Origin of the sequence: Haemophilus sp. HMSC71H05, from assembly GCF_001838635.1 — a bacterium.
In the GTDB taxonomy this organism is placed as follows: Bacteria; Pseudomonadota; Gammaproteobacteria; order Enterobacterales; family Pasteurellaceae; genus Haemophilus_D; species Haemophilus_D parainfluenzae_R.
The window spans coordinates 21648-34247 of record NZ_KV838028.1; the positions used below are offsets into that span (position 1 = coordinate 21648).

Annotated in this window: 10 protein-coding genes; 6 read left to right on the forward strand and 4 right to left on the reverse strand. The window is 38.5% G+C overall.

Going from position 1 to position 12600, the window contains the following annotated elements; all coding sequences use genetic code 11:
* Positions 1-9: 9 nt before the first annotated feature.
* Positions 10-2427 (reverse strand): endopeptidase La, encoded by a 2418-nt coding sequence (gene lon, locus HMPREF3279_RS03980; protein ID WP_070868153.1) that lies wholly within the window; start codon positions 2425-2427, stop codon positions 10-12.
* 234 nt (positions 2428-2661) lie between these two features.
* Between lon and HMPREF3279_RS03985 the strand changes: the two genes are divergently transcribed.
* Both HMPREF3279_RS03985 and HMPREF3279_RS03990 read left to right on the forward strand, forming a co-directional pair.
* Complete coding sequence (locus HMPREF3279_RS03985) at positions 2662-3540, forward strand: VirK/YbjX family protein (protein ID WP_070868154.1); 879 nt, start codon at positions 2662-2664, stop codon at positions 3538-3540.
* A 171-nt stretch (positions 3541-3711) separates the two neighbouring features.
* Complete coding sequence (locus HMPREF3279_RS03990) at positions 3712-5235, forward strand: YfcC family protein (protein WP_070868155.1); 1524 nt, start codon at positions 3712-3714, stop codon at positions 5233-5235.
* A gap of 54 nt (positions 5236-5289) precedes the next feature.
* On the opposite strand, the gene HMPREF3279_RS03995 is transcribed toward HMPREF3279_RS03990, so the two are convergent.
* The 3 genes from HMPREF3279_RS03995 to ansB form a co-directional block, all read right to left on the reverse strand.
* Positions 5290-5925: a hypothetical protein gene (locus tag HMPREF3279_RS03995; RefSeq protein ID WP_070868156.1), complete on the reverse strand. Its 636-nt coding sequence runs from the start codon at positions 5923-5925 to the stop codon at positions 5290-5292.
* A gap of 125 nt (positions 5926-6050) precedes the next feature.
* Complete coding sequence (locus tag HMPREF3279_RS04000) at positions 6051-7352, reverse strand: anaerobic C4-dicarboxylate transporter (RefSeq protein WP_065243672.1); 1302 nt, start codon at positions 7350-7352, stop codon at positions 6051-6053.
* Between the two features lie 155 nt (positions 7353-7507).
* A complete protein-coding gene (gene ansB, locus HMPREF3279_RS04005) occupies positions 7508-8557 on the reverse strand; it encodes an L-asparaginase 2 (protein ID WP_049371982.1) in 1050 nt (349 codons plus the stop codon).
* 249 nt (positions 8558-8806) lie between these two features.
* Here ansB and HMPREF3279_RS04010 point away from each other — a divergent pair, with 249 nt between their 5' ends.
* Genes HMPREF3279_RS04010 through cysE form a run of 4 tightly spaced genes read left to right on the forward strand, consistent with a single transcriptional unit; the run spans position 8807 to position 11640 of the window.
* Complete coding sequence (locus HMPREF3279_RS04010; RefSeq protein WP_070868157.1) at positions 8807-9253, forward strand: rhodanese-like domain-containing protein; 447 nt, start codon at positions 8807-8809, stop codon at positions 9251-9253.
* Positions 9254-9262: 9 nt separating this feature from the next.
* A complete protein-coding gene (gene secB, locus HMPREF3279_RS04015) occupies positions 9263-9772 on the forward strand; it encodes a protein-export chaperone SecB (RefSeq protein WP_070868158.1) in 510 nt (169 codons plus the stop codon).
* A gap of 53 nt (positions 9773-9825) precedes the next feature.
* On the forward strand, positions 9826-10833 hold the full coding sequence (gpsA, locus tag HMPREF3279_RS04020; protein WP_070868159.1) for an NAD(P)H-dependent glycerol-3-phosphate dehydrogenase: 1008 nt from the start codon (positions 9826-9828) through the stop codon (positions 10831-10833).
* Positions 10834-10842: 9 nt separating this feature from the next.
* Positions 10843-11640, forward strand: a complete 798-nt coding sequence (gene cysE / locus HMPREF3279_RS04025; RefSeq protein WP_070868160.1) for a serine O-acetyltransferase — start codon at positions 10843-10845, stop codon at positions 11638-11640.
* The last annotated feature ends 960 nt before the right edge of the window (positions 11641-12600 follow it).

Below are 12600 nucleotides of genomic sequence, written 5' to 3' on the forward strand. Positions count from 1 at the left end.
AATGAGTCATTAATTGACCGCTCTTGCTGTTTTAGTCGCAGCTTTACGGCGAGGTGCTTTCGCTTTCGTTTCCACTTTCACGAATTCAATGCCTTCTGGTGGATTCTCTAACGCTAAGCCTAACACTTCATCAATGGTTTCTACCGCATGAATCGCAAGATTTTCTTTCACGTTATCTGGAATTTCTTCCAAATCTTTCACGTTATCTTTTGGAATCAATACCGTTTTAATACCACCACGATGTGCCGCAAGTAATTTTTCTTTTAATCCGCCAATTGGTAATACTTTACCGCGTAGGCTGATTTCACCAGTCATTGCGACATCGGCACGCACTGGGTTACCTGTTAAACAAGAAACCAACGCCGTACACATTGCGATACCTGCACTTGGACCATCTTTCGGTGTCGCACCATCTGGCACATGAATATGAATATCACGTTTTTCATGGAATTCAGAATTGATACCCAATTTTTCAGCACGTGCACGGACTACGGTCATCGCGGCTTGGATAGATTCTTTCATCACATCGCCCAATGAACCAGTGAAGGTTAATTTGCCTTTACCTACCACTGAAGCGGTCTCAATGGTCAGTAAGTCACCGCCCACTTCTGTCCACGCAAGGCCTGTTACTTCGCCTACACGGTTTTGCGTATCCGCTTTACCGAATTCAAAACGTTTCACACCAAGATAGTCATGCAAGTTATCTGAATTAACGATAATGGATTTTACTTTTGGATTGACTAATAAATTCTTCACCGCTTTACGACAGATTTTAGAGATTTCACGCTCTAATCCACGTACACCAGCTTCACGGGTGTAATAACGGATAATATCTAAAATCGCGTTTTCTTCGATGGTTAATTCGCCTTTTTTCAATCCATTACGTTCAATTTGTTTTTGCAACAAATGACGCATCGCAATATTGAGTTTTTCATCTTCGGTATAACCAGAAAGACGAATAACTTCCATACGGTCTAGCAATGGACCCGGAATATTCATGGAGTTTGAGGTTGCCACAAACATCACATCAGACAAATCGTAGTCCACTTCAAGATAGTGATCATTGAAGGTAGTATTTTGTTCTGGATCAAGCACCTCTAACAAGGCTGACGCAGGATCACCACGCATATCCGAAGACATTTTATCGATCTCATCAAGCAAGAAGAGTGGGTTTTTCACGCCAACTTTTGCCATTTTTTGAATCAATTTACCCGGTAATGCACCAATATAAGTTTTACGGTGACCACGGATTTCTGCTTCATCACGTACTCCACCTAATGCCATACGCACATATTTACGACCAGTGGCATTCGCAATAGATTGACCTAATGAGGTTTTACCTACCCCTGGTGGTCCGACTAAGCAAAGGATTGGACCTTTGATTTTGTTTAGACGTGCTTGCACTGCAAGGTATTCTAAAATGCGTTCTTTCACACGTTCTAAACCATAGTGATCTGCATCTAAGACTTGTTGTGCTTTTGCGATATCTTTCTTCACTTTAGTACGTTTATGCCATGGTACTTGAAGCATCCACTCAACATAGCTACGCACCACCGTTGCTTCCGCAGACATCGCTGACATCATTTTGAGTTTTTGTAACTCACTCTCTACTTTCTCGCGCACATCTACTGGCATACCTGCTGCTTCAACTTTTTGACGAAGTTGTTCAACTTCATCAATGGTATCTTCACTTTCACCTTCGTCCATTTCTTTGCGAATCGCTTTGATTTGTTCGCTAAGATAATAGTTACGCTGGCTTTTCTCCATTTGTTTTTTAACACGGCCACGGATGCGTTTTTCAACTTGAAGAATATCCGCTTCAGATTCCATCATACCGAGCAAGTATTCTAAACGCTCTTGCACATCTGCCAGTTCTAACACACTTTGTTTATGACGAACAGTTACTGGAATATGCGCAGCCATGGTATCCGCTAAACGATCGGCATCATCAATGCGTTGAAGTGCCCCTAAAACGTCTGCAGGAATTTTTTTATTGAGTTGAAGATAGCTTTCAAATTCATTTAAAACAGCTGCCTTCACCACATCTAATTCTTTTTCATCACCAAATGAGGTTTCAATTGGTGTGACTTCCGCAGAAAAATGGTCTTCACCATCATTTAATTGATTGATTTTCGCGCGTTGTTGCCCTTCCACCAACACTTTTACTGTGCCGTCTGGCAATTTTAATAGTTGAATAATATTCGCAATCGTCCCGACATCGAATACATCATCAACGGTAGGTTCTTCTAAATCTGCTTGCTTTTGTGACACCAATAATAATTGTTTGCCCTCATTCATGGCTTCATCAAGGGCGCTAATCGATTTTGCACGCCCAACAAAAAGTGGCATCACCATATAAGGGAAAACGACGACATCCCGTAATGGCAATACAGGAAGTGTACGTTGTTGAGTTCTTTTGGCGTTCATAATTATCTCTCTTACATCAATTCTATAATTTCATTGAATATGGGGATGAGTTGCATAAATTCAAGGTAGGATTTGGCATATTAAGGAGAAATCGAAAAATAGGCAAGTAAAGAACCACCTTTATTGATGGTTAATTGGAAAAACCATGGAATACAGGTACAATAAGTGCGGTCAAAAATCAGCATGATTTTACCCAATAAAAACGTTTGAAAAAATAACCGCACTTTATCCACTATGACAGCAAAACAAACTATTACTTTCGCGACCTTTCAAGAATTACTACCCGATTCTTGTAATCATCCATTAAAAAAACAATTAAGGGATAAAGCCCGTTATTACGGACGCAAATTTTTATTTAAAAAACAATGTGATGCATTGGTTAATTTCTTAAATACAAACCAAACTTGGATTCCGCTTTTTCAACAAAATCCATATCGTTTTAATGCATTGCTCGCCACCTATTGTGACAAACGTTTTTCTGCAACCGATCGACTCAATGCCATTACCAATAATCTGCTAATGCTTGAAGAAAAAATGGGCGTAGAATTTTGTAAAAAACTACTCCAAGAAAAATCCCTTTTATTAGCACAATTAACGGATCAACTTGGTATTTATTTCAACATCAACCAGATTGACCCTTTTGAAGGTTATTTTTCCATTAACTTAAAAGACAATGATGGGCGTAGCATTTATGATGCTTCTTTCACCTTCTTAAAGCCAAATAAATTACTTATCGCCTCAATTCAAGGCCCTTCTTATAAAGAGGCACAAGAAGCTGTGAAACAAGCCACAAAGGAATTACACGGTGTTCGTCCAATGTTTATGTTGATGAATGTTTTCCGCTTGTTAGCTGAAAAATGGCAATGTGAATTAATCGGTATCCCTCACACTTCACAAGGTAAATACCGTTTATCTGCGCGCAGTAAAATCCTATTCAACTACGATGAATTTTGGCAGGAAAACCAAGGGCAATTAAAAGGTCAATATTGGCAATTACCGCTTGAAAGTGCCCGCAAACCGCTGGAAGAAATCGCTAGCAAAAAACGTTCCATGTACCGAAAACGTTATGAAATGTTAGATGATTTGAGTGAAAAAATTACTCAATTTTCCTAAATAAAATAGACTTAAGCCAGGCTTACTCAAAACAAAGCTTGGCCCAGGTAAACGATTGCTCACCCCGATATTATTGAATTCTTTCAAAAATCACACTTTGCTTTTTTGCTCATTTTGTGTAGAATACGCGCTCGGCTTATTGATTAATCCGAACACAAGGAGTTCTCCATAATGGAAGCATCAAAGAAAAAGATGAAATTCCCTTCCGCATTTAGCATTCTCTTTATTATTCTTCTTATTGCTATTGGTCTTACTTGGCTTATTCCCTCAGGGTCCTACTCTAAACTTTCCTACGACAGCACCGAAAATCATTTTATTGTCAAAACCCACGGAATTCCCGATCAAAGCTATCCAGCAACAGAACAAACCCTTAATCAACTCAATATCAAAATTCAACTTTCTAATTTCACCAACGGCATTATCAAAAAGCCGATTGCTATCCCCGATACCTATCAACGCATTGAACAACACGAAAAAGGCATTACCGATATGATTCACGCCATGGTGGATGGCACCATTGAAGTCGCGGATATTATGATTTTTATTTTCATACTCGGTGGAATGATTGGTGTGATAAACAAAACTGGAGCATTCAATGCCGGATTAATGTCTCTCACCAAGAAAACAAAAGGAAATGAATTCTCTGTTGTCTTTGCTGTCTGCGTGTTAATGCTATTAGGCGGTACGGCTTGTGGTATTGAAGAAGAAGCGGTAGCCTTCTACCCAATTCTTGTTCCTGTCTTTTTAGCCTTGGGTTATGATTCTATTGTCTGTGTCGGCGCCATATTTCTCGCAGCTTCAATGGGCACAGCCTTCTCTACAATCAATCCATTCTCCGTTGTTATTGCTTCAAACGCTGCAGGGATTCCATTCACTGAAGGGATGGGATTTCGCACACTGGGTCTGATTCTTGGTGGAACCTGTGTAGTAGCATATATGTATTGGTACTGTAAAAAACTGCGGGCCAATCGTGAATTTTCTTATACTTATGACGATCGCCGGGCCTTCTATGATCTCTATATGAAAGATATTGATCCGAATGCAACCGTTGAATTTACCTTTAGAAGAAAACTGATTCTGATTCTATTTAGTGGCGCCTTTCCTCTCATGGTATGGGGGGTGATGTTTGGTGGTTGGTGGTTCCCTCAAATGGCGGCTTCCTTCCTAGCCATTACCATCATTATTATGTTTATCAGTGGATTGCCTGAAAAAGATGTCGTAAATGGATTTACTCATGGTGCTTCTGAATTAGTCGGCGTCGCATTAATTATCGGACTCGCTCGAGCAGTTAATATCATTCTAGAGCAAGGAATGATTTCTGACACTATTCTCGATTATATGACTCATCTTGTTGGTGGAATGAATGGTGGTGTCTTTATTATTGGTCAGCTCATTGTCTTCATTTTCTTAGGATTGGTTGTACCTTCCTCTTCAGGCCTTGCCGTACTCGCTATGCCAATTATGGCACCGCTGGCTGATACTGTTGGCATTCCAAGAGATATCGTGGTATCGGCTTACAACTGGGGACAATATATTATGTTATTCCTTGCGCCAACAGGATTGGTCCTTGTCACGCTACAAATGCTTGGTATTCCATTCAATAAATGGTTGAAATTTGTCATGCCAATCGTGGGCTGTCAATTTGTTATCTCATCGATACTTCTTCTCGTTCAAGTATTTATGTATGCACAATAAGCTATAAAATAAAAAGCCACGCAATCTTGCGTGGCTTCTTTTTATCATCTGATGCTATTTGACAAACTCATCAAACTCTAACTCATAATCATCACCATCTCTGGTGTATTTGATATAACGTGGAAATTGTTCACCTGAGAATTTCTTCACCATAATATCCTTATTACCTGTTTTAAATGAATAAGTGATTTCCGTGACAGTTTGCTTGTTATATTGGATCCGTTTTTCCACTTTCTTCACATTCACATTTTCCATTGGATAAAGTTTTTTACCGTTTGTAATTTGGAAACTGGTTGGCAATTTATCGTAATAGCTCAACTGAAATGCCATGGTGAATAAGTCAAAAGTCGGTAATGTTAACGGTTCGGTTTCTAACCCATTTTTCACTTTACCGTATTCAATTGTTGTTGGCGAAATTTTAGAAATAGCATAAGGCTTACCATTACGCACATCTTGATAATTCACCATTTTAAATTGGCTCGCAGTTTGCGAACCACGAGAAGTAAACACAATGTTGTACAACGGAATATTAATTTTCGCATTGACTGAATACTGTGAACCATCAGCTTTAAAATGTACATACGCCGGCATTAAATAATTGGAACTGTATTTAATATTATAATCCACCGCAGACCATGCTGTTGGCACATAAGCAATTAATGCAGCAAAAAGGATTTTAAATAACTTCATTGGTTTTCCTTATATATAAAAATAGGTTGCCCTTTAGAGTATCACAGCGAGAAGAAGTTCCCCATTAAAAAAACCATCTTATCTGCAGACAAGATGGTTTTCATTTATGTTAGTTTAATGGGAGATTATAAAACTGCACCCGCCATTAAGAAACCGAATAATACAGATAAGCTGATTGCAATCACACCTGGCACTAAGAATGGGTGGTTGAATACATATTTACCGATACGAGTTGAACCAGTATCATCCATTTCTACTGCCGCAATTAAGGTTGGGTAAGTAGGAAGAATAAATAATGCTGATACTGCGGCAAATGCTGCAATCGCAGCTTCCGGAGAAACACCTAATAAAATTGCAGTTGGATATAATGCTTTTGCAGTTGCAGCTTGTGAGTAAAGTAAGGTACTTGCGAAGAACAAGATTACCGCTAAACTCCAAGGGTATTGTTGTAAGAATTCAGCTGATACCGCTTTAATTTGATCGATATGACCTTCAACGAAGGTATTACCTAACCATGCTACACCAAGCACACAAATTACCGCTGACATACCAGATTTAAAGGTTGCTGCATTAGTAATTTTTGCGGTATCCACTTTACATGCCATAGTGATAATGGCTGCAGTTGCAAGCATGAAAGAGATAATGGCGTTATCACGAGAAAGAATTGGATTTTGAATTAAACCAACTGTTTTACTGATTGCAGTTGCATAAAGCATGACCACTAAAATCGCGATAAGGAAAATTGCGACAGAACGTTTTGCATAAGGTTTGATCTCAATTTGCATTTCACCACGCATAGTAATTAAACCTTTTGCTAGACGATCTTGGTAAACTTCATCATCTTTCAAATCTTTACCAAGGAAGTTACAAATCACCGCAGTAATCATACATGCTGCATAAGTAGTTGGAATCCAAATACCTAACAATTGTAAGTAACTTAAGCCAAAGTTTTTCTCTAATTCAGCAGAAAGGAATACCACCGCAGCAGAAATTGGAGACGCTGTAATCGCAATTTGTGAAGCGATAACCGCAATAGAAAGTGGACGTGAAGGACGAATGCCTTGTTCTTTTGCCACTTCAGCAATTACTGGAAGTGTTGAGAACGCGGTGTGACCAGTACCTGCAAGCACAGTCATAAAGTAAGTTACAGTTGGCGCAAGGAAGGTAATGTATTTTGGATTTTTACGTAGAATTTTTTCAGCTACTTTTACTAAGAAATCCATACCACCCGCAACTTGCATTGCCGCAATTGCCATGATTACAGACATGATAACTGAAATTACATCAAACGGAATGGCACCCGGTTTTAAGCCAAGTAGTGAAAGTGCCACAACACCCATACCACCCATGAAACCGATACCAATACCGCCTAATCTAGCCCCTAGGTAAATAAAGAGTAGGACGACTAAAAGTTGAGCCCAAATCATAATATTTTCTCCATATTAATTTTAAAAATAATTCCGGAACATATATTAACAACAAACTAGTGCATTATCTATATTTATTACTTGGATTAGTCTATTTTATCCGAAAGTGCGGTTAAAATTTGATTCAAATTCTGACCGCACTTTCAATGACTTTCCTAGAAATCCTCAAAGTATTGTTGAATCACTTTTGGATCTTTTGTTTGTGTTAAGGCTAATTGCAATAACACACGTGCTTTTTGCGGATTCAATGTACCTGAAGCCACAAAACCATATTTAGAATCATCTACTTCCGCATCACGTGTGGTATAACCCGTTGGTACACGAGATGAACGCACCACTACTACACCATCTTTCGCTGCTTTTTCTAAACGTTCTAAGTGTGCGGCATTCACGTTACCATTACCCACACCTGCAGAAACAATGCCTTGATAGCCCGCATCCAATAATGAATTTAACGGCTCAATTGGTGCATTAGAATAAGCATAAACAATGCCCACTTTCGGTAAGCTGTCTAATTTATCTACGTTAAATGGTGTGTTCACAGTGTGTTTGCTTTCAGGTGAACGCTCGTAATCTACTTTACTGTTATGGATATAACCCAAGGTACCATAGTTTGGTGAATGGAATGTTTGTACTGCAGTGGTACTCATTTTGGTCACATCACGTGCACCTAATACTTCACCATTCATCGCCACTAATACGCCACGACCTGATGATTTTTTATCCGTTGCCACGACGACGGCGTTATAAAGGTTTAACGGACCATCCGCACTTTTTTCTGTCGCAGGACGCATTGCACCCACCAATACAATTGGCTTTTCACATTTCGCAGTAAGATCTAAGAAATAAGCGGTTTCTTCCATGGTATCGGTACCATGAGTAATCACAAAACCATCAGTATCTTTACATTGTGCATTAATCGCTTTCGCCAATTTTAACCACACATCATCGCTCATATCTTGTGAACCAATTTTCACAATTTGCTCACCTTTTATATTTGCAAGCTGCTTAATTTCGGGCACCGCATCAATTAATGCATCAACATTGAGTTGCCCTGCTTTATAAGCAGAAGAAACGGCAGTTTCGCCACTTCCGGCAATCGTGCCACCTGTTGCTAAAATTGTAATATTAGGTAATTCCGCAGCTTGTGCGACCGAAAAACCGAATCCGAGCATCATAAGTGCCGTTAATTTTTTTAATTTCATGCGTGTCTCCCTTTACGTTTTATAATCTAAGTTTGGCTATTCTCTACTTAATTAGGCGTAGAATAAACACAAAGATAAGATATTTATGATCCCGATCACATTTTTATTGATCCGATTGTATAAGCTTTCGCCAACGTTGCGTTTCCTTGATAATTTTTTTGAAAGATAACTAAAGTGCGGTTATACTTAAAGCCTTATTTCATCTGAAGATAAACTCTTATTCATTATTAAAATTAAGTTGAGAACAACATGCAAGAATTTATTCCTCAAGCAATTGAATTTGCTCAAAAACACACTTTTTTAACGATCGCATGGTTTGCTGTCCTTTTTATGACACTTTTCACCTTTTTTAAAAGTGCGACACAAAAATATCGCGTCATCACCAACCCTGAAGCGGTTCGCTTAATGAACGATGAAGAAGCCGTAGTGATTGATTTACGCCCTATTGATGAATTCCAACGCGGCCATATCATTGGTAGCGTCAATTTACTTCCAACTGAAATTAAAAATCAAAATGTAGGCAAAATTGAACATCACAAAGAAAAACCGCTTATCATTGTGGATGTTAACGGTGTTTCTTCTGCTACGTCCGCAGAACTTTTAACCAAACAAGGCTTTGAAAAAGTTTATGTGTTAAAAGACGGCTTAGCGACTTGGGCGGGTGCAAATTTACCATTAGTAAAAAAACATAATTAAGGATCCTCTATGTCTGAACAAAATCAACAACCTGAAGTAGCTGCTGAAGAGCAACAAGAAGCCGTACTTCAAATTCAACGTATTTATGTAAAAGATGTTTCTTTTGAAGCACCAAATCTTCCTCATATTTTCCACCAAGAATGGAAACCAAAACTTGGCTTTGATTTAAGCACTGAAGCCGTTCAAGTAGGTGAAGATTTATATGAAGTCACGTTAAATATCAACGTAGAAACCACCATGGAAGATTCTGGTGATGTGGCGTTTATTTGTGAAGTGAAACAAGCTGGTGTATTTACAATCAGCGGTTTAGAAGATGTTCAAATGGCACACTGCTTAACATCTCAATGCCCAAATATGCTTTTCCCTTATGCACGTGAATTGATTTCTAACTTAGTGAATCGCGGCACATTCCCGGCATTAAACCTTTCTCCGGTAAACTTCGATGCGTTGTTCATTGATTACATGAACAAGCAGCAAGCAGCAGCTGAAGCGGCAGAAAATCAGGAAACCCAACATTAATTGTGATAAGGGCAGGCGATACCGTCTGCCCTTTTATTTTAAAGGTGATTGAAATGAACCCATCCCAATCTCCAATTACCATTCTTGGTTGCGGTTCTTACGGAACAGCACTCGCTATCTCATTTTCTCGCAATGGCTCTCCAACCTATCTTTGGGGGCACAATCCCGATCACATTCATCAAATGCAACAGGAACGTCAAAATCGCCGTTTTCTGCCTGATATTGAATTTCCAGAAAGTTTGCATTTAGAATTAGATTTGAAAACAGCCCTTGATCAATCAAAAGACATTTTAATTGTGGTGCCAAGCCATGCTTTCGGCGAAATTCTCTTAAAAATTCGACCGCACTTAAAACCTGATCATCGTTTAATTTGGGCAACCAAAGGATTAGAACGCAACACTGGCCGATTACTACAAGAAGTGGTGGAAGAAACCCTAGGTAAAGCAATTCCGACGGCGGTGCTTTCTGGTCCTACTTTTGCGAAAGAATTGGCTCAAGGTTTGCCAACAGCGATTACCCTTGCCTCTCGTAATGAAAAGTTTGCCTTAGAATTTCAAGCGCGAATTCATTGCAGTCAGCATTTTCGAGTATATGTAAACCAAGATATGATCGGCGTTCAATTAGGTGGCGCCATTAAAAACGTGATTGCGATTGGTGCGGGTATTTCGGATGGCATGGGATTTGGCGCCAATGCGAGAACCGCATTGATTACCCGTGGGATTGCGGAAATTACTCGCTTAGGCATATCCATGGGGGCTAATACGCAAACCTTTATGGGTATGTCAGGTTTAGGAGATTTAGTACTCACTTGTACCGATAACCAATCCCGTAACCGTCGATTTGGTTTAATGCTTGGTAAAGGAACTGATGGTCAACAAGCCATGGATGAAATTGGTCAAGTGGTGGAAGGGTTTTATAACACCAAAGAAACCTATTTATTAGCACAACGACAAGGCGTGGAAATGCCAATTACAGAACAAATTTACCAAATGCTCTTTTGTGGTAAAAGTGCACAAGACGTGGCACTGAGCTTATTGGGTCGTGAACGAAAAGGCGAATAAGGAGAAAAAATGACGTTAGAAGTATGGCAACACATTCGCCAAGAGGCAAAAGAACTAGCAGAATGCGAACCAATGCTCGCAAGCTTTTTCCATTCCACTATTTTAAAACATCAAAATCTTGGCAGTGCCTTGAGTTATTTGCTTGCGAATAAACTGGCTAACCCTATCATGCCCGCAATTTCGCTGCGTGAAATTATTGAAGAAGCCTATCAAGCTGAGCCCAATATCATTGATTGTGCCGCTTGTGATATTAAAGCTGTTCGCCACCGCGATCCCGCTGTGGAATTGTGGTCTACCCCATTGCTTTATTTAAAAGGTTTTCACGCCATTCAAAGCTATCGCATTACCCATTATTTGTGGAGCCAAAATCGAAAAGCACTCGCACTTTATTTACAAAATCAAATTTCAGTGGCTTTCGATGTGGATATTCACCCTGCCGCCAAAATTGGGCACGGCATTATGTTTGACCATGCTACCGGTATTGTCGTCGGCGAAACCTCGGTAATTGAAAATGATGTGTCTATCTTACAAGGTGTCACCCTGGGTGGTACAGGTAAAGAATCCGGCGATCGCCATCCAAAAGTACGAGAAGGCGTTATGATTGGGGCAGGCGCAAAAGTTCTCGGCAATATTGAAGTGGGCAAATATGCCAAAATTGGTGCCAACTCTGTTGTACTTCAACCTGTACCTGAATACGCCACTGCAGCAGGTGTGCCTGCTCGTATTGTCGGTAAAGACAAAGAGGCAAAACCGGCATTCGAAATGAATCAATATTTTATCGATGATGATATAAATTTGAATATTTAAAAGGTAATATACTTACAAATACTTAAAATTATTGTGATGAAATTCACATTTTAAAAACTTTCATTTTGACTTTAAATAATAAGTTGTTAGACAATTAATGCGCTAATTAATCATATGTCTAGTTTTGCTATGCGTGTTAATAACGGTAATTTAAGTATAGCGGATTCTCTTGAAAAACTTAATAAGATGGGATCTATATGATAAGAGATAAAAAGTATCCACAACTTTCGATGAATGAGTTTTTTTTTACGTATAGTTTCATATTTGTTTTGCTATTATTTATATTTGTAATTATTTTTTTTAATGATGTTCCAATAACTAACTTTGAAATATTTATCGATAAATATTTAGTCAAAGGGAGAGGAGTATATTCTCATATATACTCCTTTCAATCTGAAATAATCTCAAATTTGTCGATGATTATTGCTCCACTGTTTGCTATTTATCTAGCATTAACTTTGAAGCTCACTTACTCGTCGGAAAATGAAATTATTAATAGTGGAAGGGTAATAGAGAAAAGTGTAAAAAAAACTATATTAATGAAATTTTGCTTTATTATATCAGCACTGCTTCTTGTAACGATGTGTGTGTTTTTAACATACATATATAATTGGGATCTTGAAGAATCTAAAACTAATACATTATTTGTTAGGGATAATGTAATATGCTTGCTATCCTTAACTTATATAATTTATACAGGGACATTCTTTACACTTTTTGTGCTGTTTAGCGTAATACGTCACCCAGTATCTTCATTAAAGTATCATATATACCGACCAAATTGAAATAAACCAATATCTTATCGATAACGATATAAATATTTAAAAATATTTATAAGAAAGGCAAACATATGATAGAGGAAAAAAAGTATCCAAAATTTTTGATAAATGAGAATTTTTTAGTATATGGTAGCGTTTTTATATCAGTATTGTTTGTTCTCATAGTCATTTTTTTTAATAA

What these genes read in the sequence shown, in the direction of transcription:
- lon (WP_070868153.1), bottom strand. Translation starts at nt 2,427, where the DNA reads ATGAACGCCAAAAGAACTCAACAACGTACACTTCCTGTATTGCCATTA.
- ansB (WP_049371982.1), bottom strand. Translation starts at nt 8,557, where the DNA reads ATGAAATTAAAAAAATTAACGGCACTTATGATGCTCGGATTCGGTTTT.
- HMPREF3279_RS03990 (WP_070868155.1), top strand. Translation starts at nt 3,712, where the DNA reads ATGGAAGCATCAAAGAAAAAGATGAAATTCCCTTCCGCATTTAGCATT.
- gpsA (WP_070868159.1), top strand. Translation starts at nt 9,826, where the DNA reads ATGAACCCATCCCAATCTCCAATTACCATTCTTGGTTGCGGTTCTTAC.
- secB (WP_070868158.1), top strand. Translation starts at nt 9,263, where the DNA reads ATGTCTGAACAAAATCAACAACCTGAAGTAGCTGCTGAAGAGCAACAA.
- HMPREF3279_RS03995 (WP_070868156.1), bottom strand. Translation starts at nt 5,925, where the DNA reads ATGAAGTTATTTAAAATCCTTTTTGCTGCATTAATTGCTTATGTGCCA.
- HMPREF3279_RS03985 (WP_070868154.1), top strand. Translation starts at nt 2,662, where the DNA reads ATGACAGCAAAACAAACTATTACTTTCGCGACCTTTCAAGAATTACTA.
- HMPREF3279_RS04000 (WP_065243672.1), bottom strand. Translation starts at nt 7,352, where the DNA reads ATGATTTGGGCTCAACTTTTAGTCGTCCTACTCTTTATTTACCTAGGG.
- HMPREF3279_RS04010 (WP_070868157.1), top strand. Translation starts at nt 8,807, where the DNA reads ATGCAAGAATTTATTCCTCAAGCAATTGAATTTGCTCAAAAACACACT.
- cysE (WP_070868160.1), top strand. Translation starts at nt 10,843, where the DNA reads ATGACGTTAGAAGTATGGCAACACATTCGCCAAGAGGCAAAAGAACTA.